Source organism: Arthrobacter rhamnosi (genome assembly GCF_054510855.1).
This window is the reverse complement of record NZ_JBTNDT010000002.1, coordinates 406,289-430,492: the sequence shown is the minus strand read 5'-3', so window position 1 is coordinate 430,492 and position 24,204 is coordinate 406,289. Positions and strand designations below refer to the sequence as shown.

Sequence of the window (24,204 nt, the reverse complement as noted above, 5' to 3'; positions counted from 1 at the left end):
CATGGCAGGATGGAGCCACCTATTCCCGCGGGAGCCCCGGCAAGGGCTGAGAGGAAGCTGCTGCAGCTTCGACCGCCGAACCTGCCCCGGATCATGCCGGCGAAGGAAGCGAGAATGCAATGCCCCATCCCTCCATGGCATCCCCGGCCACGATGCGAACCACTGACGAACGGCGGGCGCGCCACGCCGTCCGGGGCGGGATCCTCGGGAACTTCGTCGACCAGTTCGACATCTTCCTTCCGGTCATCGCCCTCGCCCCCGCGGCGAGCACCCTGCTGGGTGCGGAGAATGTCATCGCGGCCGCCGGGCTCGTCTTCACCGCGACGCTCATCGGCCGCCCCCTTGGCGCTGCGGTCCTCGGCCCCATCGCCGACCGGGTGGGACGCACCGCCGTCACGAAGGTGGCCCTGGCCGGTATCGCCGCCACCACACTGCTGATCGCCGCCGTCCCCGGTCACGAGGTCCTGGGCTGGGGAACGGTGGTGCTCATCCTGGCACTGCGGTTCCTCGGGGGCGTCTTCCTCGGCGGCGAGTACACCTCTGCCGTCCCGCTGGCCATGGAGTGGTCCGTACCCCGACGGCGAGGGCTTGCCAGCGGGCTGATCATGGCGATGTCCCCCGTGGCCAATACGACCATCGCGGCCCTGGTCCTCGTGCTGTTGGCCGTCCTCGGTCCTGCGTCCTACGCGGCCTGGGGCTGGCGCGTGCCCTTCGTCGTCGGCGGCATCCTGGCGCTCGTCATGCTCGGGTACTACCGGCGCCAGGTGGCGGACGCTCCGGTAGCCCGGGTCACCGTGCCGCTCCCCCTGCGGGATGTCCTCGTCGGTCCCGACCGTCGGGTGTTCCTGCAGACCTTCACCCTGATGACCGGACTCTGGCTGCTGACCTATATGGCGATCCCGACCCTTACGGCGGAACTGACCAGGGCCGGCACCTTCGACGGACGTGGTGTCACCTTCGCCCTGCTCTGCGCCACCGCGGTCTCCGCCGTCGCCATGGTGCTCTGCGGACACCTGTCCACCTTTCTCGGACGACGGCTCTTCTTCGTCGGTTTCGGAGTGCTGGCCGCCGTTCTGGCCCCGGTGTGCTTCCTGTCCATCTTCGCCGTGGAGGGTCCGGTAGCCGTCGTCGTGCTCTGCGCCGCCCTGCAGGTGGTGACCGTATCGGTGTACGGGCCCGTCGGCGCGTACCTCTCGGAACGTTTCGCCGGCGGCGTCCGCTCCAGCGGCTACGGCCTCGGGTACAGCCTGTCCATCGTGGTGCCCGCGCTCTACCCCTACTATCTGCCTCCGCTCCAGGCTGCTTTCGGCACCTGCGCCCCGATCGCCGCCCTGCTGGTCCTCGCAGGCTTGCTGGTGGCAGCGGGCGGACTATGGGGCCCGGAGACGGACACGCGCGCACCCCTCGGCTGAGGGCGCGGAGGCCGCCTACCGAGACGGCAGAACAGGCGTCCCCGTACGCCCTGGACCGGTTATCCCTGCCTTTCCGACGGCGCGGAACCCGCCCCGACGGCGTGACACCCGTTATGGCGGGGGTCCGGGGACCCTGCAAGACTGGGCCCATGACCCGCGGAATATATGTGAGCGCCATGACCAACGGCTCCGGCAAGTCCCTGATCTCCCTGGGGCTTGCGGACATGCTGTACCGGCACGCCGACCGCGTGGGATTCTTCCGGCCCATCGTGGAGGGTGACGATCCCGATGCGGATCCGATGGTGCGCCTCATGCAGCGCGCGTTCGACCTCCCGGACAGCCGTGCGCGCGGGGGCCTGACCCGCGCCGAGGCCCGAGCCCTGCTGGTCACCGGCGACCGCGCCGAGATCGACGCCCGCTGCGTCGCGATCTACAGCGAGATCGCCGCGGAGTGCGACGTCGTCATCGTCGAGGGGACGGACCTCTCCGGGAACGACGCGGCCGTCGAGTTCGACCTCAACGCGCGCCTCGCCAACAACCTCGGCGCCATGGTGCTCGCCGTCATCAGCGCCAAGGACATGTCGGTCGACGAGGCGGCGGACACCGTCGACGTGGCACGCCGCGAACTCGACGCCGCCAAGGTGTCCCTCCTCGCGATCATGGTCAACCGGGCCGCCGATGACGCCGTCGCCGCCATCAGCGAGCATGTACGGCCCGGCCGTTCCGGCCGCCCCGTCTACGTGATCCCCGAACTGGCCGAGATCTCCCAGCCCACCGTCTCCGAGGTGGCCACGGAACTGGGCGCGCGCCAGATCGCCGGCAACTCCAACCTCGAGCGCGACGTCACCAGCGTGCGCGTGGCCGCCATGAACGTCGGCAACTTCCTGCACCTGCTCAGGGACGGCGCCCTGGTGATCGTGCCGGGCGACCGGGCGGACGTCCTCGTGGCGACCCTGGCGTCGTCGTTCTCCCCCGAATTCCCGGTGCCGTCGGCCCTCTTCCTGACCGGCGGTCTGGCACCGGACCCCAACATCCTCGCCCTCCTCGCGCAGGCGCCGTTCCCCGTCTTCGCGCTCGACGACGACACCTATACCGCCGCCCGGCGCGTGAGCGAGGTGCGGGGCGAGATCGCGAGCGGACTGCGCCGCAAGGCCGCGGCAGCCCTCGGCGCCTGGTCGCGGCAGGTGGACGAGAGCGAACTGCTGGAGCGGCTCGAACTCCCCCGGCCCGTCAGCATGACCCCCCTGCGCTTCCTGCACGAGCTGATCCAGCGCGCGCGGTCCGAGCGGCGGCACATCGTGCTGCCCGAGGGCGAGGACATCCGTGTCCTGAAGGCCGCCGAGATCCTGCACCGCCGCGATGTCTGCGACCTCACGATTCTCGGACCCGAGGCCCGGGTGCGGGAGCTGGCGGCGGGCCAGGGCGTGGACCTGACCGGCATCACCCTGGTCGACCCCGCGACCTCCGAGCTGCGGGATGAATTCGCCGCGGAGTATGCGCGGGTCCGGGCCCACAAGAACGTGTCCCTCGACCAGGCTCGCGAACGCATGCTGGAAGGGGCATATTTCGGGACGATGATGGTGCAGCTCGGCAAGCTGGACGGCATGGTGTCCGGTGCCGCCCATACGACGGCGAACACCATCCGCCCTGCGCTCGAATTCGTGAAGACCAAGGACGGCGTGAAGATCGTCTCCTCGGTGTTCCTCATGCTCCTGCAGGACCGCGTCCTCGTCTACGGGGACTGCGCGGTGAATCCCGACCCCAATGAGGAGCAGCTCGCCGACATCGCAGTGGCCTCTGCGGAGACGGCAGCCCAGTTCGGCGTGGAGCCCCGTGTCGCGATGCTCTCCTACTCCACGGGTGAATCCGGCAGCGGCGGAGCCGTGGACGAAGTGCGGCGCGCCACCGAACTCGTCCGGCAGAAGCGACCCGACCTCGCGGTCGAGGGCCCCATCCAGTACGACGCCGCCGTGGACGCATCGGTCGCCGCATCGAAACTCCCCGGCTCATCGGTGGCCGGCCAGGCGACGGTGTTCATCTTCCCGGACCTCAACACCGGCAACAACACCTACAAGGCGGTGCAGCAGTCCGCGGGCGCCGTCGCCGTCGGACCCGTCCTGCAGGGCCTCCGCAAGCCGGTCAACGACCTCTCCCGCGGCTGCACCGTGGAGGACATCGTCAACACCGTCGCCATCACCGCGGTCCAGGCCCAGCAGCAGCCGGCCTAGCTCCCCCGCCCGCCCCGCTCGCCCCTCTTCCGCCCCTCTTCCAGGACAGGACCCCATGATCATCCTCGTCATCAATTCCGGCTCATCCTCGCTCAAGTACCAGGTACGCGAGGGCGACGACGTCCTGGCGGAGGGCCTCGTGGAGCGTATCGGCGAAGCCGAGGTGCCCGACCACGCGGCCGCCCTCGACCAGGTGGACAGCGAGGTCACCGCGGCGCTCGGGGGGCGGAGCATCGACGCCGTCGGCCATCGTGTGGTGCACGGCGGGGAACGCTTCAGCGAGCCCGTGCGCATCGACAACGAGATCACCCGCGCCATCGAGCGACTCAACCCACTCGCTCCCCTCCACAACCCCGCAGCGGTCACGGGAATCCGGGCCATCACCGAGAAGTGGCCGGACATGCCGCAGGTCGCCGTCTTCGACACGGCATTCCACCGCACCCTGCCCGAGCACGCATGGCGGTACGCCGTGCCGGACGAGCTGTACCGGCGGTTCGGCATCCGGCGCTACGGATTCCACGGGACCTCACACGCCTATGTGGCCCGCGCCGCAGCGGAGCTCCTCGGCACGGACACGTTCACGGGCGTCATCGCGCACCTCGGCAACGGCGCCTCCGTGACGGCCGTGCGCGACGGCCGGAGCGTCGACACGTCGATGGGCTTCACGCCCCTCGAAGGACTCGTGATGGGCACGCGCTCCGGCGACATCGATCCGTCGATCCTGCTGTTCCTGATGCGGGAGGGGTACTCGGAGCAGGACCTCGACGCACTCCTCAACCGCAACAGCGGACTGAAAGGCCTCACGGGCACCAATGACATGCGCTCGGTGACCGAGGCCGCCGAGTCCGGCGGGGACCGCGCGAAGCTCGCCATCGAGGTGGCCTCCTACCGCCTCGCGAAGTACGTCGGCGGCTACCACGTGGCCGTAGGCGGCGCGCAGGCACTCGTCTTCACCGCGGGCATCGGCGAGAACGCGGCAGCCTTCCGCAGCGCCGTCGTGACGAAACTCGGCGCCCTCGGCCTCGAACTCGACGAGGAAAGGAACGGCGAACGCAGCAGGGAAGCCCGGGCGATCAGCACGCCGTCGTCGGCCTTCCCTGTCCTCGTGGTGCCGACCGACGAGGAGGCGGCCATCGCCGGGGCGACCGCCGGCGTCGTCGGGACGTCCTAGCGCGTCCCCTCGCCCGTCCTGCCCCGGCGGTGCCGCCGGAGGGCAGCCCCTGCTGCGCCCTCGGGCAGACTGGGGCCATGACGATCCTGCGCATGACCCTCCTGTTCGTGCTGGCTGCGGCGGCAGAGATCGGTGGTGCCTGGCTCATCTGGCAGGCCGTCCGAGAAGGGAGGCCGTGGTGGTGGGCCGGTCTCGGCATCGTGGCGCTCGGGGCGTACGGTTTCGTGGCGACGCTGCAGCCGGACCCGAACTTCGGGCGGATCCTCGCTGCCTACGGCGGCGTCTTCGTGGCCGGATCGCTGGCGTGGGGCGTCCTTGCCGACGGCTTCCGCCCCGACCGCTGGGACCTCGTCGGCTCGGCCGTCTGCCTCGTGGGCGTCGCCCTGATCATGTTCGTGCCGCGCCCGACCACCTGATCCAGCCCTCCGGGAGGCCCCCTACCCCGGTCGCTGCCGGGAGGCCCTACGCCGCGCCGAGCAGCCGTGCGAGCCCGGCCGCCAGGGCACCGATCGCGACCACCAGGAGGAACGGCGCCCGCAGCCAGAGCGCGACGGCGGCCGCGGCGAGGGCCGCCAGCCGCGCATCGAGCACCACCGACTGACCGGACGCGAACGTGTTCACGGCAGTCAGCGCGGCGAGCAGGCCGATCGTCAGGGACCCGGCCACCCTGAGCATCCTGGGGTTGTCGAGCAGCTTCGCGGGCACCAGGAAACCGAGGAACTTCGTGGCGATCGACACCGCACACGCCAGCAGGATCCATCCCCAGAGTGTCACGCGGCCCCCTTGGTCCCGCGGTGCTCGGCCTCCGCGTGGTACGGCTCCACGTCGGGCTCGAGGCCCTCTGTCGCAGGGCCGACACCTGCGAGCCCGAGGGTGGCTGCCACGACGGCGGCGATGAGGATCGGGACACCCGGCGGCACGAGGGGAACCGCCAGCAGTGTCACCACGGCGCACACGACGGCGATGGCCGCCGGCTCCTTCGCCCGGATCCGGGGCCAGAGCAGGCCGAGGAACGCGGCGACCGCGGCGCCGTCGAGCCCCCACCGCGCGGGATCGCCCATGGCGTTGCCTGCGAGCGCGCCGACGAGCGTGAAGAGGTTCCACAGCACGAACACGCCGATGCCGGCGGCCCAGAAGCCGCGGCGCTGCTCGTCCGGATCGGTCTGGCCCGTAGCGGTGGCCACGGACTCGTCGATGGTGAGGTGCGCCGTCGCCAGTTTCCGCCAGCGCGAGGGACGCAGCAGTACGTTGACCTGCATCCCGTACACGCCGTTGCGGATCCCGAGCAGGGCCGCCGCGGACATCGCGGAGATCCCGCTGCCCCCACCGGCGATCACGCCGATGAACGCGAACTGGGAACCGCCGCTGAAGAGCAGGAGGCTCAGCGCCATGGTCTGCGCCAGGTCGAGCCCGGCGGCGACGGACAGCGCGCCGAAGGAGAGCCCGTACAACCCGGTGGCGATGGCCACGGACAGGGCGACGCGCACTGCGGGGGACTGGGGGAGAACCACCCCTCAAGGCTAGGTGACCCGGCGCCCGGCTTCCCATTCATGGCGAAGGGGTGAATAGTAGGAAAGGAAAGCCTACTTACTAAACGGAGGAGCGCCCCATGAAGGCAGTGACATGGCAGGGCAAGCGCAACGTCAGCGTGGAGAATGTCCCCGATCCCACGATCCAGGAACCGACGGACGCGATCATCCGCATCACCTCGACCGCGATCTGCGGTTCGGACCTGCACCTCTACGAGGTGCTCGGCCCGTACATGCACAAGGGCGACGTGCTCGGGCACGAGCCGATGGGCATCGTCGAGGAGGTGGGGGCCGGAGTTACCAACCTCAAGGTCGGCGACCGCGTCGTCGTGCCGTTCAACATCTCCTGCGGCTACTGCTACATGTGCACGCGGGGCCTGCAGTCGCAGTGCGAGACCACGCAGGTCCACGACAAGGGCTCGGGAGCGGCCCTGTTCGGATTCTCCGAACTGTACGGGTCCGTCCCCGGCGGCCAGGCGGAGTACCTGCGCGTGCCCTTCGCAGATTACGGCCCCGTCAAGGTCGGGTCGGAACTGCCGGACGAGCGTTACCTGTACCTCTCGGACATCCTGCCCACGGCCTGGCAGGGCGTGAAGTACGCGGATGTCCCGCAGGACGGCGTCCTCGCGGTGTACGGCCTCGGCCCGGTGGGGCAGTTCGCCGCCCGCATCGGCAAGTACCTCGGCCACCGCGTGATCGCTGTCGAACCGGTACCCGAGCGCCGTGCCATGGCCAAGCGCCACGGGATCGAGACCATCGATTTCACGAAGGACACGGCGGAGGAACTGCGCAGCATGACCAATGGCCGCGGGCCCGACGCGGTCGTGGACGCCGTGGGGATGGAAGCACACGGCTCGCCGGTCGGCGCCTTCGCCCAGAACGCCGTCGGCTTCCTGCCCGACAGGCTCGCGCAGAAGGTCATGGAGACCGGGGGCAGCGACCGCGTGGCCGTCCTGCACTCGGCTATCGACGCCGTCCGCCGTGGTGGCACCATCTCCCTGAGCGGCGTCTACGGGGGTTCGGCCACCCCGATGCCGATGCTCACGATGTTCGACAAGCAGATCCAGCTCCGCATGGGGCAGTGCAACGTGCGCCGCTGGACGGATGAACTCCTGCCCATCGTCGAGGAGCCCTCCGACCCGCTGGGCGTCACCGACCTCATGACGCACCAGGTCTCGATCGACGAGGCGCCGGCCGCCTACCGGAACTTCCAGAAGAAGACGGACGGCGCCATCAAGGTGGTCCTCAAGCCGCAGGGCGTCACGGTCTAGTCCGGTCCGACCGCCAGGAGTCGATGGCCAGGGACTATTCCCGGGCCATCGACTCGTGGGACCCGGCCTCGCCGCGGGCCATCTGCAGGGCGTCGGCCGCGCGGACGAGGGCCAGGTGCGAGAACGCCTGCGGGAAGTTCCCCGCCATCCGGCCTGCGACGGCGTCGTACTCCTCGGACAGCAGACCGAGTTCATTGGAGTAACCCACGAGCTGGTCCATGAGCCGCTTCGCGTCGTCCAGCCGGCCGCTGTGCGCATACTGCTCGACGAGCCAGAAGGAACACGCGAGGAAGGGGTGCTCCCCCGGCTCCAGTCCGTCGTCGGAAATGTCCGTGCGGTAGCGCAGCAGCAGTCCCTGCTCGGTCAGCAGGTCCTGCTCCAGGCGCTCCAGGGTCCCCAGCATCATCGGATCGTCGAAGTCGACGAACCCCACCTGGGGCAGCTGCAGCAGGGCGGCATCGACCTCCGTGCCCCCGTAGGCCTGGGTGAACGAGTTCAGCTCCCTGTTGAAGCCGTGCTCCAGGATCTCCGCGCGCAGCCCGTCCCGGATCTTCGTCCACCGGTCCTGCGGCCCCGTCAGACCGTGGTCGCGCACAGCCCGCACTGCGCAGTCGAACGCGGCCCACATCATCACCCGCGAGTGCGTGAAGTACTGCTGCTCGCCGCGCATCTCCCAGATGCCCTGGTCACGGTCCTGCAGGTGGTTCTCGGCGAAGCCCAGCAGTGCACGCTGCAGCGGCCAGGAGAAGTTGTCCTCCGTGACGCCGTGGCCGCGGAGCTTCTCGAGCGCCACCATGACCTCGCCGACCACGTCGGCCTGGTACTGGTCCACCGCGCCGTTACCCACCCGCACGGGGACCGAGTCCGCATACCCCGGCAGGTGGGGGAGCTCCCGCTCCGGCAGGTTCCGCTCCCCGCCCAGCCCGTACATGATCTGCAGGTCCTCGGGATCTCCCGCGACCGCCCTCAGCAGCCAGTTGCGCCACCTCTGGGCCTCGTCCGCATAACCGTGCGTCATCATGGCCTCGAGGGTCAGCGCCGCGTCCCGTAGCCAGCAGAAGCGGTAGTCCCAGTTCCGGGCACCGCCGAACTGCTCGGGCAGCGACGTGGTGGGAGCTGCGACGATGCCGCCGGTGTCCTCGTGCGTCAGCGCGCGCAGGACGAGCAGCGAGCGCTGTACCGCCTCGGCGTACTCGCCGTCGTTCCGGAAGCTGGCGGCCCAGGCCCGCCAGTAGCTGATGGCCCCGTCGAGGGCCTCATCGACGTCCTGGGCCGGTGGCTTTCCCCGGTGGGACGGGTACCAGACGAGTTCAAGGTCGACGACGTCGCCTTCGGACACCTCGAACGTGCCCTCATGGCGGTGGTTGGCGGCCTTCAGCCGGGGGCCGCGGAGCAGCAGCGCGTCGGGTCCCGCGATGGCCAGCAGCACCGGGACGCCGTCCTCCAGGCCCTGGCTGACCCACGGGACGATGTCGCCGTAGCCGAAGCGGATCTCGAGTTCCTGGCGCACGCTGACCGTGCCCCGCAGCCCCTGGATGCGCCGTACGACGTTGGCCCTGCGGTCCGTGACCGGCATGAAGTCGGTGACCAGCACCTCTCCCTCCGCGGTCCTCCAGTGCGTCTGGAGGATGAAGGTCGAGGAGATGTAGCTCCGCTCGACGATCTCGGCGTCGTCCGACGACGGGGCGACGAGCCACCGGCCGTGGTCCGGCGTTCCGAGCAACGCGCCGAACACCGACTCCGAGTCGAACCGGGGGAAGCAGAGCCAGTCGACGCTGCCGCGCCGGGAGATGAGCGCACCGGTATGGAGGTCGGAGACGAGCGCGTAATCCTCGATCGGCGATTGCATTTTCCCACTCAACCACAACGACCGGCATGCACGTGCGGTTACTCGCCGTTGCCCTCGAAGGCTCGACGTATCCGCGCCGGGTAGTCCGTCGTCAGCTCCTGCACGCCGAGTTCCGCGAGGAACAAGGCGTCCTTGACGGTGTTGACCGTCCACACACGGACGCGGGTCCCTTCCCGGATCCAGCGCCGGATCCGCTCGGGGTGGTCCCGCACGTACTGCACGCCCGGGCCCGCCATCCCGACCTCCTGGTGGTCGATCAGTTCCTCACCCTCCTTCAGCGCCCTCTGGAGGACGTTGATAAGGGCTCCTTCGGCGATCGAGCCGAGGCGCAGCGCGTCCCGGACCTCCTGCGGCCGGACGTCGGAGACGAGTTGGCACAGTAGATGGTGCGGCACCGACTCCGCGAGCTGCCGCATGGAGTCGGGATTGAAGCTCATGAAGCTGACCTCGATACTGCCCAGCATCGACGACTCCGGGTTCCAGCCCTCATCCATGAGGAAGGCGATCAGGGCCTCCTCCAGCCGCAGGCCGAAGGGGCTGGGGTGCTTCAACTCGACGGCGAGCCGGATCGGCCGGCCCGCCCGGCGCAGGAGGAGCAGGAGGTCGGCGAAGGAGAGGAACTGGTCCGACACGTCCCCGTACTCCGACGGGAGGGCTGTCCGCTTCCAGGACGACACGTCGAGCTGCTGCAGTTCGGCCAGCGTCAGGTCGGCGACGTCACCCGAACCGTTGGTGGTGCGCTCGAGTGTGGTGTCGTGGATGCAGACCAGCTGACCGTCGCGGCTCAGGTGCACGTCGCACTCCACGCCGTCGGCGCCGTCGGCGAGCGCCTGCAGATAGGCCGCCCGCGTGTGCTCGGCATAGGTCCCGCTGCTGCCTCGATGAGCGAAGATCACAGGAGGCACGGGCATCCCTTCGGGTCGTCGGTGGTGTCCCTATCACGGTACGTGAGAGCGTGATCCGCACACCATCGACGCCCCGGCCGCCGGTGCAGGCCGGAGCCTCGATAGACTCGGGGAGATGAATGTTCAGATGACCAGCCCCGACGCGGAGCGGGCGGCCGCCCTCCGTCGCATGAAGCTGCTGGCGACCGGGCTGCTGGCGGTGCTGGCCGTCATCTTCGTGGTGGCCTTCGCCCTGCAGGACGCCTATTCCTGGCTCCAGTACGTCCGGGCTGCGGCCGAAGGCGGGATGGTCGGCGCGCTGGCCGACTGGTTCGCCGTGACGGCCCTGTTCAAGCACCCCATTGGCCTGAAGATCCCGCACACGGCGATCATCCCGCGCAAGAAGGACCAGATCGGAGAGTCCCTCGGCCAGTTCGTCGAGGAGAACTTCCTGTCCGAGGACGTGGTGCGCGCCAAGCTGGATTCCGCACGGATCGCGCAGAAAGCGGGCGCCTGGCTGGAGAAGCCCGAGAGCGCGGACCGCGTCGCCGTGGAGGGCGCCGCGCTGATCCGGGGCATGTTCACCGTCCTGAACGACGACGCCGTGCAGGGCGTGATCGAGTCCATGGTCCGGAAGCACCTGCTCGATCCGCCGTGGGGCCCGCCCATCGGCGGCATCGCGGAGCGCATCTTCGCGGAGGGCCACCACCACCGCCTCGTGGACCTGCTCGTGGACCGCGCGGGTGACTGGGTCGATGCGAACTACGCCGTGGTCACGAGGGTCGTCGCGCAGCGCTCGCCCACCTGGGTCCCCCGGCTCGTGGACGGCGTCGTCGGCGACCGGGTGCACGCCGAGCTCTCCAAGTTCATCCGGGCCGTGCAGGACGATCCCCAGCACGACGTCCGTCTCGCCATCGACAGGTACCTCCGCGACCTCGCACAGGATCTCCAGCACAAGCCGGAGACCATCGCGAAGGCCGAGGAGATCAAGGGGCAACTGCTCGACGACCCCCGCGTGCGCGACCTCACGGCCCGCACCTGGGCCACGATCAAGTCGGCCCTCCTCGAGGCGGTCAATGACCCGCAGAGCGAGCTGACCTCGAACTTCAAGGCAGCCGTGCGCGACTTCGGCTCCCGCCTGACGAGTGACGCGGAACTGGCCGGCAAGGTGAACCGCTGGATCGCCGACGGCGCCTCCTATGCGGTCCGCACCTACCGCAGCGAGATCGCGGGCGTCATCTCCGAGACGGTGGGCCGCTGGGACGCGGAGGAGACCTCGCGGAAGATCGAGCTGCAGGTCGGCAAGGACCTCCAGTTCATCCGGATCAACGGCACCGTGGTCGGCTCACTGGCCGGTCTGCTGATCTTCGCCGTCGCCCACGCGATCTTCGGTTAGGCCCGCTTCTCGCCGTTTCCCGGCCTCGGAAGCTGCAGTTCGTCGGCCAGTTCGCCCGGGATGGTGTGGGGCAACGGCCCGAACGCCTCGTGGGTGGTCCGGATGACCGCCTTGCCCATGAGGTGGTTGCCGGTTCCGCCCACGATCGCTCCGGCCCCGAAGGGCAGGGCCCGCCCAAGCATGAAGCCGCCCTGCCGAGCGAGGAACTTCTTGAGGAAGCGCCGCTGGATCGACTTGGTGAGGGACTTGACGAGCGAGTTGGGCGCCGACTTACTGACCATCTGGCCCCAGTACTGCGGGGCGCCCTGGCCGGCGGAGGCACCGAGGATGGACCGGATGAGCGCCGTCCCTTCCTCCCCCATGAGGATCGCCATCACCATGGCCCGCGAACGCTCCGGGTCCTCGGTGTTGATCCCGTGCAGTTCGGCGACGGACTCCGCGTACAGGGCCGTCGCCTCGAGGAATCCGATGGTCGCGGCGGCGGAGAGCCCCAGGGAGGCGATCGTCCCCACGGCCGGCACGGCAGCGGTAGCTCCGACAGCAGCTCCGGCGGCCGTCGTCGCCCGCAGGTAGTCGCGCTCCAGGAATCGCGCCAGTTCGGCCGGCGACGCTTCCGGATGCCGGCGCCGGAGCCGGTTCAGGTTCGAGAGGATGAAGGGTCGCTGGATGTCGAGGGCCCGTTCGATGCCCCGGAGGATCCCGGGTTTCGGGTTGCCGTCCTTGTCGAAGAGCGTTCCGTTGGCAGCCTTCACGGCTGGGTTCTCCTTGTTTCGGCCAAACATCATGGTCCTTCCGCGGCTGGATCATCTGCCGTCTGGATCGAGTCTAGGTGGGGCGCAGGCCCGTGGGTCAGGTTTTCCTGCTGGCGCGAACGCTGGTGCGACCACGCGCGGCAGGGGCGGGGAAACGGCCGAAGGGCGCCACCGGGATCCGGTGGCGCCCTTCGGCAGCTGTTCCCCGCAGGGTTCAGCGGGCAGTGCTGGTTAGACGCGCGATCCGCGGCGCTTGGTGACGGCACCGTAGATGGCGAGCACGATCAGGGCGCCGATGACGGCGAAGAGAATGGACATCAGCGAGAAGGTGCTGCCGAGGTTGACACCGAGGATGCTTCCGCCGATGAAACCGCCGAGGAAGGCGCCGATGACGCCGAGCAGCATCGTGATCAGGATGCCGCCGCCCTGCTTACCGGGCATGATCAGCTTGGCAAGGGCGCCTGCGATGAGGCCGAGGATAAGAAAACCGATGAAACTCATAAGATGCTCCTTGAGTGATTTCAGCCACCCGTCCGAGGACGGGCCACTGGCTAATGTTCCGATGCACCGGAGTGCAGCTTTACCGACCGTACTTCATCAGCATGCTTAGGGTGCAATCCTAACACCATGCTAACCCTGCTTATCAAGTCCCTCGGGTGAATCTTTGCCGAACTGATGCCGGCCGCGCTCTGCAGGGCGCGTGACGCTGACGACATGGCAAAAACGCAGGATCGCGGGGATCCTGCAGCCGCGCTGCCCTCAGAGGGGCCGGCGGCCGGCGGCCGTGGCCACACCCGGCGGAGAATTAGTCCGGGCCGGCCGGACCGGTTAATCTCCGAAAGTTTGTCCAATAGGAATCATTTCAGCGCTTTTCTAATTGCACTCGTGCAATTCCCGCTTTTCCCCTTTTCCGCCGGCCGGACGGGTACCTGCCGGCCGGGGCGCCCCCTCGGACTGCCTCCTACTCCCTGGTGCCCGGCATGCCCCGACGGACAGGCGAACCGGGAGGCCGAACCCTCACTCGCGCACCACTCCATCTGTGTTTGGTTTTGTCCAGCAGGAAAAACCCTTGACCGAGGGCAAAAGCGGAGATAGAGTCACCCAAACAAAGATAAAACCACACGCTGCGGGATCCATCCCCAGCTGAAGACAACGGGGTCCTCATGTTCGCGGAAGAGCGCTATCGCCAGATCAGCCACCTGGTCTCCGCCGACGGCCGCGTCACGGTAGCCGGCCTGTCAACACGCTTCGGCATCACGAAGGAAACGGTCCGCCGCGACCTTGCTCTCCTCGAGAACGACGGCGTGCTCCGCCGCGTCCATGGAGGCGCTATCGCCGGAAGCGGCGCGACGACGAACGAGCCGAGCCTGACCAGCCGGTCCTCCCAGCACTCCCTCGAGAAGAAGCGCATCGCGCAGGCCGCCCTGACCATGACACCCATGACCGGCGCCGTCGTTCTCGATGCCGGCAGCACCACGGGAGAGCTCGCCGCGGTGCTGGCCGAGGAGTCCCGGTCCGAGCTCGCCGTGGTCACCAACTCCGTCTCGATCGCGGCCCTCGTCTCCGGCGCCGGCGGAAGCGTCGAACTCGTGGGTGGCCGTGTACGCGCGCTGACCAGCGCGGCGGTCGGCAGCAGCACCGTGGCGCACTTCTCACGCCTGCGCGCCGACATCGCCTTCGTCGGAGCGAACGGCATCGCCGCCGGTTTCGGCCTGAGCACACCCGATGTCGATGAGGCCGCCGTGAAGACCGCGATCGTCCGCTCGGCCCGGCGCGTGGTGCTCCTTGCCGACTCGTCGAAGTTCAGCGAGGAAACCCTGATCAGCTTCGCCAACCTGGAGGATATCGATGCACTCATCACCGACCGCGCACCCCGGGGCTCCCTGGCGGATGCACTCTCCGATGCCGATGTGGAGGTGATCGTCGCGTGATCCTGACCCTCACAGCGAATCCGAGCATCGACCGCACCGTCGAGCTCACCGCCCCCCTCACCCGCGGCGCGGTCCAGCGCGCAACCTCCGTGGTGCAGGAGGCAGGCGGGAAGGGCGTCAACGTCAGCCGCGCCCTGGCGATGTCGGGCATCCGGACCCTCGCCATCCTTCCGGGCGACGACGACGACGCCGTGCTCGCGGGACTGCGCAGCGTCTCCGTCCCGTTCCGCAACGTGCCCATCGGTGCGGGCCTGCGGACCAACACGGCGATCACCGAACCCGACGGCACGACGACGAAGATCAACGAGCCAGGCCCCGAACTCTCCCCCGCCGAGCTCGAGGAGCTGCTCGCCGTCGTCGTCGCCGAGAGTGACGGCGCCAAGTGGCTCGTCCTCGCCGGGTCCCTCCCACCGGGAGTGCCCCCGACCTTCTACACGCGGGTCACGGCCGCGGTCCGTGAAGCCTATGGACCGTCCGCGCCCCTGATCGCCATCGACTCCTCGGGAGAACCGCTCACCGAGGCCGCCGCCGGCGTTCCGGCACCGGACCTGCTCAAGCCCAATGCCGAGGAGCTCAGCGAGCTCACCGGCATCGGCACGGGGGACGAGCTCGAGCAGGATCATGAACTGGCCGCGAAGGCCTGCGCGGTGCTCATCGCCGCGGGGGTGGGAGCGGTCCTGGCGACCCTTGGATCCAAGGGCGCCCTGCTCGTGACGGACGCGGGGGCCTGGCACGCCGTGCACCCGCCCGTCATCGCGCGTTCCACCGTCGGTGCGGGAGACTCCGCCCTGGCCGGTTACCTGCTGGCGCACAGCGCAGGCGAACTCCCGGAGAACTGCCTGCGCCAGGCCGTTGCCCACGGATCGGCGGCTGCCGCCCTTCCGGGTTCCACCGTTCCATCGCTCGACCAAACAACGCCGGCCGCCGTCGCGGTCGCTCCCCTCATGGTCACGCTGCCCGTGATCGAACCAAGCGCAACCGGGTCCACCGCAGGGCCCCTCGCACAGGAGGAATTCTGATGTCCGATCTCATCACCCCGGAGCTCGTCACTCTGGACAAGGACCTGGGGACCGAGCGTTCCTCGGTGATCCGCTACCTCGCGGAGCAGGTCGCCGCGCAGGGCCGCTCCACGGAAGTCGACGGCCTCTACGCCGACGCACTCGCCCGGGAGCAGAAGACCTCCACCGGAGTTCCCGGTGGCATCGCCATCCCGCACTGCCGGTCCAAGGCCGTCACGGTCGCGACCCTCGCCATGGCGCGACTGTCCCCGCCCGTGGACTTTGGCGCCAAGGACGGTGCGGCGGACCTCGTCTTCTTCATCGCCGCTCCCGACGGCGCCGACCAGGAGCACCTCAAGCTGCTGTCGAAGCTCGCCCGTTCACTCATCAAGAAGGACTTCACCGCCTCGCTGCGCGCCGCGCAGACACCGGCCGACGTCGTCGCGCTCGTCAACGGCGCCCTCGGCATCGGTGACGCCCCCGCCGGGACCGCGGGTGCGGGCGCCCACGCAGCCGGTGCAGCCGGGTCCGCCGAGCAGTCCGCCGGCGCCCGGGCGAGCGAGGCAGCCGCGACACTGGGCACCTCGGGAACCGACACCACGGGACCGGCACTGGACGGCGGACGCGCCACGGACACGAAGGTACGCCGCCTCGTCGCCGTGACCGCCTGCCCGACAGGCATCGCGCACACCTACATGGCCGCCGACTCACTCGTCGCAGCCGCCAAGGAGCGCGGCGTCGACCTCCAGGTCGAGACCCAGGGCTCGTCCGGGGCCACCCCCCTGGACCCCTCCGTGATCGCGTCCGCGGACGCCGTCATCTTCGCCGTCGACGTCGACGTCCGCGACAAGCACCGCTTCGCCGGGCTCCCCGTCATCAGTGCGCCCGTCAAGCGCGGCATCGACGAACCGGGCGAGATGGTCGAGGAAGCCCTCGCCGCCGCGCAGAACCCGAACGCCCGGAGGGTCGCCGGGACCGGCAGTGACCAGACCGACGACGACGGCGGCCGGGACAGCATCGGCGGGACGCTCAAGCGGGCACTGCTCACCGGTGTCAGCTACATGATCCCCTTCGTCGCCGGCGGCGGTCTCCTGATTGCACTCGGCTTCCTGCTCGGCGGCTACCTGATCACCGAGACCGCCAACACCGTTGTCCTCGAGAACAGCCTGGCGAACCTGCCCGCAGGGGGCCTGGGCGAATACCTCGGGGCGGTCGCCTTCAAGATCGGCCAGCTGTCCCTCGGATTCCTGGTTCCCGCCCTCGCCGGCTACATCGCCTACGCCCTGGCCGACCGGCCGGGCATCGCTCCCGGTTTCGTCGCCGGTGCCGTCGCCGGTTTCATGGGAGCCGGCTTCCTCGGCGGCATCGTCGGCGGTCTGCTTGCGGGCTACGTCGCCATGTCGATCGGGCGTCTCTCGGTGCCGCGCTGGCTGCGCAGCCTCATGCCGGTCGTGATCATCCCGCTCGTGGCGTCCATCGTGGCCTCGGGCCTGATGTTCCTGCTGCTCGGCGGACCCATCGCGGCCCTCACTGCCGGGCTCAACAGCTGGCTCTCCGGCCTCACGGGCACGGCAGCCCTCGGCCTCGGCGTCATCCTCGGGCTCATGATGGCCGTCGACCTGGGCGGCCCCGTCAACAAGGTCGCCTACTCCTTCGCGGTGGCCGGCCTCGGTGCCGGATCGGTGGACAACCAGGCCCCATGGCAGATCATGGCGGCCGTCATGGCGGCCGGCATGGTGCCGCCCCTGGCCATGGCACTCGCCACCACCCTCGACCGCCGGCGCTTCAGCCTGGCGGAACGCGAGAACGGAAAGGCGGCCTGGCTCCTCGGCGCCGCCTTCATCTCCGAAGGTGCCATCCCCTTCGCGGCAGCCGACCCGCTGCGCGTCATCCCCGCGTCGCTCCTCGGATCCGCCGTCACCGGTGCGATCGTGATGGGCACCGGCGTCACATCGCAGGCACCCCACGGCGGCATCTTCGTCTTCTTCGCCATCGGCAATCTGTTGATGTTCGTCCTCGCGATTCTCGTGGGCACGGTCATCTCGGCCCTCGCGGTGATCGCCCTCAAGCGCTACGCCTCCAGCAAGAAGAACACCGCCGCCGCCCAGCCGGTTGCGGCCTGACCCTCGCGTCCGGTTGGCTGTACGGGGAACCCATCCACGAAAAGGAGCACATCATGGCAGAACGCAAGGCAACCGTGGCGAGTCGCGTCGGACTGCACGCCCGCCCGGCCTCGATCTTCGCGGAAGCGGCAGGTGAGCTGCCGTTCGAGGTCACCATCGCCATGGACGGCGAACCCGCCGAGGAAGCCATGGACGCCTCGAGCATCCTCTCGCTGATGAGCCTCGGGGCATCGCACGGTGACATCATCGTCCTGCGTGCCGAGGCCGACGGCGCAGAGGACGCACTGGAGAGCCTGGCGCGGATCATCGAGACGGATCACGACGCCGAGTAGCACCAACCACAAAGGGCACCATCCGCCGTCTATACCTGGCGGATGGTGCCCTTTCGCGTCCCCAGCGCTGCCAAGCAGGAGGGTCCACCCGTTCTAATGGACACACCTGCCTGCCGGATAACGATCCGCTGACCCCCCACGGACAGCGGCAGTTACATAATCATTATTTTTACACACCAACATGAAAACGTGAATCCCTTTAAGGACACAATCGGGTTTCTTTCGCCCGTCAGGACCCGCATGCGCCCGGGGACCGGGAGCAGGAGTACTAGGCCAGCCTGTTGGAGCGCGCGCGGCGTCTCCTGCTCCGGGTATGGCTCAACCAGATCAGGCCGAGACCCAGCACCGTCAGCATGATCGCCAGGAACGGCAGGATAATGTCCCAGGCTCCGAGCTGGATCGGGGTCAGCCTCAGCAGCACGAAGACCACAACGAGGGAGAATCCGCCCGCCAAGAAGGCGCAGGCGGCCCGGTGGATCGCCCGGGCGTGCTGATCGAATACCGCTGCAGCGGCCGGGGCAACCAGGCACGCGGCGACGTACCCGGGATAGAGCCGCCCCAGGGCCGCATACTGCTTCACCGTGTCCTGATCCATGAAGCGGCGCAGACCGGTGGAACTCCCCTGGAGTTCACTGGCGATGAAGAAGTACAGCGTCGCCGCGACAGTCAGGCCTAGGATTGCGAGACCGAACGGACCGACGACCAGGCGCCGGGCGAGCGGCGAATCGAACGCTGCGGCCATCCTGGCGCCGAGGAGTACGAAGACCGCGTACAGGGCCAGCCGGAGCAGGAGGTTCGCAACGTTGACCCCGCCCAGCAGGCCGTCCACTGCCGTGTAGATCGGAGCGACCGACAGGCCGACGGCGACCGTCAGGAGCACCAGGGCGGTGAACACCGCACGTCCGCGCCCCCTCCGCACCTCGGGTACCCGTACGGCCGCCCCCACGGCGCAGAGGCAGAGGGCAACCCACTGAATGGTCATCGCGGTCATCCCAGGTTCTCCCATAGTGCGCGGTCCTTGCCGTCGTCGAGCTCCGTCCGCCGGATCTGCTTGCCGAGGACGTCGAGCCGGTCGCGCGCAAGGAAGACGAGGTCGAGATCGGACAGAGCGCACAGGGCCCTGAAGCGGCCGCCCTCCGGCCAGCCACCCTCCTCGGGGGTGAGCAGTCCGGTCACCACCAGCCCACTGGTCAGCGAGACCCCGGCGATCCGTGCGGCCTGCACAGCGATCGCGGGGGCGAGCCGGCCGGCGGTGAGCTGGGCCGAGAGGTTCTGCCGGGCTACGCCGGTGCTCGCTGCCAGTTGCTGGCGGAGGTCACCGGGGTCTATGGCCTCGATCCATGCGCGCACCGAGTTGCGATGGGGGAAGGGCGCGAGGTCGAGGTGCGGATCGGCTCCCGCCTCCTCCCTGTCCTCGCTGCGTGCCACCAGAAGCCGCAGGATGTCGATGTGCGAGACCTGGCTGACCAGCTCCGCGTCCGTGGGCTGTCGGATCCCCCCGGGCAGGTCCTCGTACCCCTGGAACACGGCGAGCGCCTCGACGGGCGGAATGCCGTATCCCCGGGCGATGGCGACGACGGTCTGCACCGACACCTTGCCCCGGACGAGCTGCTGCGCGAGGGTGGATCGCTTGATGCCGGCGACCCTGCAGACATCGGACACGGTGTCCTGCGGAGCGACCTGGGAACGCCACAGCTGGAATGCCTTGGCTGTGACGGACATCATCACCTTTCGATTGGACTTTTCGGGCTGTTGTCGAAGTATACTGAGATCGCTGGCTCCGATTTCTGCGATTCCCCCATACGCAGAACTCGGAGCCAGCTCCACTTTAACGGCCGTTCATCACCCTGCGGCGGGCGGCGCGGCGCCTACCAGCGCACCTTCTTCTCCTTCTTGCCCTGCTTGCTGCTCTCATGCGCCGCCTTGGCGTGGCCTCCGCCGGGCGCCGCCGCCGGGTTCCCGGCCTGGTTCTTCTTCGCGAGCGCGAGTTTCGCCCGCGGGTCGTCCTGCAGTTTCCGGGACGCGGTGTCCTTGGCCGGGGTCGGGTCCCCGTCGGTCAGGGACGGATCGTTCTCGGGTGAGCTGGTCATGGTGTTCCTTTCGGGAGGGGCGCGCCGCGGGCCGGAACAGGACAGCCCGGTGCACCGGGAGCGTGCTGAGGACTGCGAGGACCGGAGTAACCGAGGAGGCGCGCTTGGAGCGGTGTCATCGACAAGTGGCGCTGGGCCGGCGGAAGCCGGCGCGATTACTGGGAAGGGATCGTCTCCATGCGTTGGACCGTACACCCGGCCGCAGTGCCGCGACAAGGTGCGCCGTCGACACGCACGCCCGTGGCCAGTACAGCTAGCGCAGCCTGACGCCGTTCACGGTGACGTCCGCGTAGACCAGCCGGTGGTCGCTCGTGGGGAAGGGGAAGATGCCCGTCAATTCGGAGCCGGGCGTGCCGGCCCGGGGCCAGAACACACCGGACGCGGAGACCTGCAGGTTGCGTGACGGCAGCACGTAGTCGGCGCGGATGTTGCCCGCGTTCCGGTCCTCGAAGTCGGCGGTGTCGAACTGCGGATCACTGCGGTGCTCCGCGTTGGCGCCACCCTGGAGGGCCGATGCCTCGGTTGCACCGCTCGAGGACGGCAGCGGATCCTGGATCAGCCTGTTGCCCAGCAACCGTCCGATCGCACCGTCCCGGGCATCGCCGTCCAGGGGATCGCTGTTCTGGTCGCCCAGCACGACGAACCGCTCTCCACGCCTGAGCCCGCCTGCGGCACCGTCGTCGTCATGGATGTAGGACGCGTCGGGGCCGCCGGTCACGTAGTCGGACCAGAACCGGATCTCGTCGCTGTTCCGCCTGCCGTTGCGGTCCTCCTCGCCGTCGAAGACGGGAGGAGTGGGGTGGCTCGCCAGGACGTGGACGGCCTTGCCGCCGACGCTCACCGGGATGTCCCAGTGGGACTTGCTGGAGAGGGGCAGGACGGCGAGTTCGTCGGAGGAGTACCAGTCCGCCGGCGCCTCCGTGGCGGGGTTGTCCGGGAGCAGGGCGCCCGGCATGTCCTTCCAGAGGAAGTTCCGGAACGTCCGGACCGCCTCCGTTTGGATGGGGTACTTGGAGTAGACCACCATGCCGTACTGCCCCTCGAACGCGCCGAAGCCGAGGGCGTCGCCGGCGCCGCCCACCGTGCCGTCGTTGTCGAGGTCGTAGCCGCTCGGGACGCCTGTGTTGGAGGGAGCGGTGTAGACGTAGGGATAGTCCAGCGCCGCCCTGCCGTTCTGGCTGACGCGGAGGTAGTTCCGGTTGAACAGGTCGGCGGCCCTGTTGCCCGGGGCGTAGTCGAACTCGTTGAGGAGGACGACGTCGGGCCGGGTGACCTGCAGGACCTCGGCGATGGCGCGGGCCTGGGCGTTCGCGGGGGTGCTCAGGTCCCGGACCAGGTCGCCGGGGGCCGTCCGGTTGAGGCTTGCGTTGTAGGTGGCGAAGCGGACGTTCTGCCTGTTCCCCTGGTCTCGAACCGGGACCATGGTCCGGGTGTCGTCCGGAGGACCTGCGAGGGCAGCCGGTGCGGTAGCGACGAGCAGGGATGCGGCCAGGAGGCCGGCCGAGCAGCGCGCCGGTAGTCGCATGGTTCCCTTCCTCGGATCACGGGGCCGGCAAGCGGCGGACGGACAGCAGCAGTAGTTCGCTGCGGAAACTTAAGCCTAAGCGCGGGGATCGCCTCAGGGCAGGCTGGAGTGTAACGATTCACAGACGACTCGGGACGGCCCGGTGACGTCCGAGGGGGGCGCCGATGTCCTGCTCGGCGAGGGCGAGAGCGCGCTCGAGGCGGCCCACGGCGTCCGTATAGCCCCGCATCTCCCCGGGATCCGTCTGGGGATCCGCCATCGGGCCGGGCCCAGCCCGCCGTTCGACGCCGGCTGCCCGCAGCGCATGGATGACCGACCTCGCCGCAGGGTGGGTGGGATCGTGCATGCCCGGGTAGCGGATCGCCTTGGCGGGATCGACGTCGTACTCCGCCCAGCGCCGGACGACCGCGTCGTGGCGCCGGCAGAGGTGCTCCCAGGCGGCCGTACGGGCCGACTCCCGGGCCGCACGCACCCTTCGCTCGTGGCGCCGCCGGACCCAGGTGACGGCCGCCAGCGGGGAGGCGATCCCGACTCCCACCGCCATCGCCGCTCCCGGCCCGCCCAGGGCCCCGGCCACGACTCCCGCCCCCAGGATGACGAGGACCCCGCCGAAGGCGGTCCAGAAGTAGTCGTCGGCCGCTCCGCCGCGGCGGGAGACGGCGTCGATCCGCCAGCCGGTCAGGGCAGCGGCTCCGGCCATGACGGCGCATGCGGCCAGGCTTCCGGCCAGGACGGCGGCGTCCATGGATCTACCTCCGCTCGGGGCGTCGTCGCGCCCGCAGTTCTCCAGTTCCTGGTACCAGTGCAGACGAGGGACGACCGCGAGTCAATCCCCTCCGGGCCGGAACTTCGGGTGCAGGCATCCAGCCTTCCTGTGGCAGGCTTGGCGGAGTTTTTGTCCTTACCGTCTCGAGAAGGAGCAAGGTCCCGTGCCGCTGTGGCTGCAAGCATTCCTGTGGGGAGCGATCGCCGGAGGAGCCCTGCTCGTCGGGTCGGCGATCGCGTGGAAGTGGAAGGTGCCACCGCACATCGTGGCCTTCGTGATGGCGTTCGGAGCCGGCGTCCTGATCTCGGCCCTCGCGTTCGAGCTCGTCGGTGAGGCGCAGGAGGCGGGCGGGCTCCTACCCACGGCACTCGGGTTCCTCGCCGGAGCGGTGATCTATGTCGGCGCAACGCCCTCCTCGCCCGGCAGGGCGCCCAGCACCGCAAGCGATCGGGCGGCCAGCAGCCCTCGGAGGAGGAGGATTCCGGCAGCGGCAACTCCATTGCGCTCGGCGCGCTGCTCGACGGCATCCCGGAGTCCGTGGTCCTCGGTCTGGGGCTTGTGGCGGGCGGCGCCGTCAACCCTGCCGTCCTCGTCGCGATCTTCATCTCGAACGTGCCCGAGGGCCTCTCGAGCACCGCCGGCATGAGGAACGCCGGACGCAGTTCGCGCTATGTCTTCGGTCTGTGGGGCGGGATCGCGCTGGTCTCCGGCCTCGCGGCGCTCGCCGGGTACTCGCTGCTGGCGGGCGCTTCCGGGGTGACGGTCGCCTTCATCACCGCCATCGCCGCCGGGGCGATCCTCGCGATGGTGGCCGACACCATGATCCCCGAAGCCTTCGAGCGCCAGCACATGCTCACGGGACTCATCGCCGCGCTCGGCTTCCTCACCGCGTTCGTCGTCCATGAGGTGTCCGGCTAGGACGAAGAAGACCCCGGGACTGACGTCCCGGGGTCTCCTGCAGGTGGGCCCTGTGGGGCTCGAACCCACGACCCACGGATTAAAAGTCCGTTGCTCTAGCCAACTGAGCTAAGGGCCCACTCCACCGGCCACGCCCGGCGCATCCGAAGACCGCCGTCGTGGTGCGATGACCCGCTTACTTTATCGCAATCGCCCCTGCTCCGGAGACAGCACAGGGCCGCGCTGTACGGCCCGAAATCCCGCAGGAGTATCCTCGTTCCATGGACGGCGAATATACGAACAACAGCCCGCGGCCCCATAAGCCGAAGCCATTCGCTCCCGCGGACTTCGAGGTTTTCGCGGGCGGAGTCGACCCGTCGCGGGTCTCCGAGGCCGCCCACATGGCCGCGCACGCCCTGGTGCACCACGGGCGCGGCGCCGACGATCCGGACGTGACGCGCCGTCTCGTGGAACTCGCCGACCAGCAGGGCCTCGAAGCCATCGCCGAGATGTGGGCAGAGAGCCCTGCCCGGTCCCTGCCCGGCGCCCTGTGGCGACTGTACGCCCTGCGGGCGGCCACCCAGCAGAACCCGGAACGCATCGCCGCCTACTTCGCCTCGGGCAAGGAAGTGGCCCAGGTGTCGAAGGTCGTCGCCGGCGTCGCCGAGCCGCCGGGTGCCGTGGAGATGGCCACGATGGCCGACACCATCCTGTCCGGCGCCTTCGAGGGGGACTTCGACGTCGCCCTCGAACGATTCGCCGCATTCTGCCGCGTCGTCGCCCTCGGCCAGGCCAACCACGCCGACGACGCCGAACTCGCCAACGGCCCGCACGCCTCCAAGCTGACCCGCAATTCGCATCAGCTCATCAAGACCGCGGAGGACCTCGAACACGCCGCGGAATCCTGGCGGCGCGGAGAGCTCGACTGAACCGCCCGCGAGGGCCGCTGTTGACAGCGGCTCCGGGGAGGGCAAGACTTAATACGGCGTCGGACCGTGGAACCCCCGGGCTTCAACACTCAGCCGCTTCGAGCGGCCTTCCGCCGAGAGG

General features: G+C 69.2%; 22 protein-coding genes, 1 tRNA gene, 1 pseudogene and 1 riboswitch. Of the genes and pseudogenes, 12 read left to right on the top strand and 12 right to left on the bottom strand.

Annotated elements, in window-relative coordinates; all coding sequences use genetic code 11:
* The first annotated feature begins 17 nt into the window (after positions 1-17).
* A riboswitch (TPP riboswitch) is annotated at positions 18-125 on the top strand.
* From ACX80I_RS06400 to ACX80I_RS06385, 4 genes are all read left to right on the top strand, one after another.
* Positions 120-1,412, top strand: coding sequence for an MFS transporter (locus tag ACX80I_RS06400; protein WP_459344280.1), 1,293 nt, complete (start codon positions 120-122; stop codon positions 1,410-1,412). (Overlaps the previous riboswitch by 6 nt.)
* A 149-nt stretch (positions 1,413-1,561) precedes the next feature.
* Entirely contained in the window at positions 1,562-3,640 is a 2,079-nt protein-coding gene (gene pta, locus ACX80I_RS06395) for a phosphate acetyltransferase (RefSeq protein ID WP_459344279.1), read from the top strand.
* Between the two features lie 55 nt (positions 3,641-3,695).
* Positions 3,696-4,811, top strand: a complete 1,116-nt coding sequence (locus ACX80I_RS06390; protein WP_459344278.1) for an acetate/propionate family kinase — start codon at positions 3,696-3,698, stop codon at positions 4,809-4,811.
* 77 nt (positions 4,812-4,888) lie between these two features.
* Positions 4,889-5,227, top strand: coding sequence for a YnfA family protein (locus ACX80I_RS06385; protein WP_459344277.1), 339 nt, complete (start codon positions 4,889-4,891; stop codon positions 5,225-5,227).
* A gap of 46 nt (positions 5,228-5,273) precedes the next feature.
* Here the strand turns inward: ACX80I_RS06385 and ACX80I_RS06380 are convergent, their stop codons facing one another.
* Positions 5,274-5,585 (bottom strand): AzlD domain-containing protein, encoded by a 312-nt coding sequence (locus ACX80I_RS06380; protein WP_301224338.1) that lies wholly within the window; start codon positions 5,583-5,585, stop codon positions 5,274-5,276.
* Complete coding sequence (locus ACX80I_RS06375) at positions 5,582-6,322, bottom strand: AzlC family ABC transporter permease (protein WP_459344276.1); 741 nt, start codon at positions 6,320-6,322, stop codon at positions 5,582-5,584. Before ACX80I_RS06375 ends, ACX80I_RS06380 begins: the two co-directional genes overlap by 4 nt.
* Positions 6,323-6,420: 98 nt before the next feature.
* Here ACX80I_RS06375 and ACX80I_RS06370 point away from each other — a divergent pair, with 98 nt between their 5' ends.
* Positions 6,421-7,611: a zinc-dependent alcohol dehydrogenase gene (locus ACX80I_RS06370; protein ID WP_459344275.1), complete on the top strand. Its 1,191-nt coding sequence runs from the start codon at positions 6,421-6,423 to the stop codon at positions 7,609-7,611.
* 34 nt (positions 7,612-7,645) lie between these two features.
* Here the strand turns inward: ACX80I_RS06370 and ACX80I_RS06365 are convergent, their stop codons facing one another.
* Together ACX80I_RS06365 and ACX80I_RS06360 are read right to left on the bottom strand one after the other, a co-directional pair.
* The gene (locus ACX80I_RS06365) at positions 7,646-9,478 is read right to left on the bottom strand and encodes a glycoside hydrolase family 15 protein (protein ID WP_459344274.1); all 1,833 of its coding nucleotides are present in this window, start codon (positions 9,476-9,478) and stop codon (positions 7,646-7,648) included.
* 20 nt (positions 9,479-9,498) lie between these two features.
* Complete coding sequence (locus ACX80I_RS06360; RefSeq protein WP_459344273.1) at positions 9,499-10,371, bottom strand: glycerophosphodiester phosphodiesterase; 873 nt, start codon at positions 10,369-10,371, stop codon at positions 9,499-9,501.
* A gap of 109 nt (positions 10,372-10,480) precedes the next feature.
* On the opposite strand from ACX80I_RS06360, the gene ACX80I_RS06355 reads away from it, so the two are divergent.
* On the top strand, positions 10,481-11,740 hold the full coding sequence (locus ACX80I_RS06355) for a DUF445 domain-containing protein (protein ID WP_459344272.1): 1,260 nt from the start codon (positions 10,481-10,483) through the stop codon (positions 11,738-11,740).
* Here the strand turns inward: ACX80I_RS06355 and ACX80I_RS06350 are convergent.
* On the bottom strand, positions 11,737-12,492 hold the full coding sequence (locus ACX80I_RS06350) for a hypothetical protein (protein ID WP_459344271.1): 756 nt from the start codon (positions 12,490-12,492) through the stop codon (positions 11,737-11,739). The genes ACX80I_RS06355 and ACX80I_RS06350 overlap by 4 nt on opposite strands.
* A gap of 231 nt (positions 12,493-12,723) precedes the next feature.
* Entirely contained in the window at positions 12,724-12,993 is a 270-nt protein-coding gene (locus ACX80I_RS06345; protein ID WP_459313184.1) for a GlsB/YeaQ/YmgE family stress response membrane protein, read from the bottom strand.
* 662 nt (positions 12,994-13,655) lie between these two features.
* On the opposite strand from ACX80I_RS06345, the gene ACX80I_RS06340 reads away from it, so the two are divergent.
* Genes ACX80I_RS06340 through ACX80I_RS06325 form a run of 4 tightly spaced genes read left to right on the top strand, consistent with a single transcriptional unit; the run spans position 13,656 to position 17,876 of the window.
* Complete coding sequence (locus ACX80I_RS06340; protein WP_459344270.1) at positions 13,656-14,423, top strand: DeoR/GlpR family DNA-binding transcription regulator; 768 nt, start codon at positions 13,656-13,658, stop codon at positions 14,421-14,423.
* Positions 14,420-15,442, top strand: a complete 1,023-nt coding sequence (locus tag ACX80I_RS06335) for a 1-phosphofructokinase family hexose kinase (protein ID WP_459344269.1) — start codon at positions 14,420-14,422, stop codon at positions 15,440-15,442. Before ACX80I_RS06340 ends, ACX80I_RS06335 begins: the two co-directional genes overlap by 4 nt.
* Complete coding sequence (locus ACX80I_RS06330) at positions 15,442-17,544, top strand: PTS fructose transporter subunit IIABC (RefSeq protein ID WP_459344268.1); 2,103 nt, start codon at positions 15,442-15,444, stop codon at positions 17,542-17,544. Before ACX80I_RS06335 ends, ACX80I_RS06330 begins: the two co-directional genes overlap by 1 nt.
* A 53-nt stretch (positions 17,545-17,597) precedes the next feature.
* Entirely contained in the window at positions 17,598-17,876 is a 279-nt protein-coding gene (locus ACX80I_RS06325; RefSeq protein ID WP_459344267.1) for an HPr family phosphocarrier protein, read from the top strand.
* A 268-nt stretch (positions 17,877-18,144) separates the two neighbouring features.
* Here ACX80I_RS06325 and ACX80I_RS06320 read toward each other — a convergent pair whose 3' ends face one another.
* The 5 genes from ACX80I_RS06320 to ACX80I_RS06300 all read right to left on the bottom strand — a co-directional run bounded on the left by ACX80I_RS06320 (position 18,145) and on the right by ACX80I_RS06300 (position 22,236).
* Positions 18,145-18,858, bottom strand: coding sequence for a hypothetical protein (locus ACX80I_RS06320; protein WP_459344266.1), 714 nt, complete (start codon positions 18,856-18,858; stop codon positions 18,145-18,147).
* A 5-nt stretch (positions 18,859-18,863) separates the two neighbouring features.
* Positions 18,864-19,601 carry a hypothetical protein gene (locus ACX80I_RS06315; protein ID WP_459344265.1) on the bottom strand — a complete coding sequence of 246 codons (738 nt, stop codon included), beginning with the start codon at positions 19,599-19,601 and terminating at the stop codon, positions 18,864-18,866.
* 143 nt (positions 19,602-19,744) lie between these two features.
* Entirely contained in the window at positions 19,745-19,966 is a 222-nt protein-coding gene (locus tag ACX80I_RS06310; protein WP_459344264.1) for a hypothetical protein, read from the bottom strand.
* A 253-nt stretch (positions 19,967-20,219) separates the two neighbouring features.
* Entirely contained in the window at positions 20,220-21,491 is a 1,272-nt protein-coding gene (locus ACX80I_RS06305; protein WP_459344263.1) for an endonuclease/exonuclease/phosphatase family protein, read from the bottom strand.
* A gap of 118 nt (positions 21,492-21,609) precedes the next feature.
* On the bottom strand, positions 21,610-22,236 hold the full coding sequence (locus tag ACX80I_RS06300; protein ID WP_459344262.1) for a hypothetical protein: 627 nt from the start codon (positions 22,234-22,236) through the stop codon (positions 21,610-21,612).
* A 184-nt stretch (positions 22,237-22,420) separates the two neighbouring features.
* Between ACX80I_RS06300 and ACX80I_RS06295 the strand changes: the two are divergent.
* Positions 22,421-23,175, top strand: a pseudogene (locus ACX80I_RS06295) (ZIP family metal transporter).
* A 44-nt stretch (positions 23,176-23,219) separates the two neighbouring features.
* Here the strand turns inward: ACX80I_RS06295 and ACX80I_RS06290 are convergent.
* Positions 23,220-23,293, bottom strand: a tRNA-Lys gene (locus ACX80I_RS06290).
* 142 nt (positions 23,294-23,435) lie between these two features.
* Here ACX80I_RS06290 and ACX80I_RS06285 point away from each other — a divergent pair.
* Complete coding sequence (locus tag ACX80I_RS06285; protein WP_459344261.1) at positions 23,436-24,083, top strand: hypothetical protein; 648 nt, start codon at positions 23,436-23,438, stop codon at positions 24,081-24,083.
* Positions 24,084-24,204 lie beyond the last annotated feature (121 nt).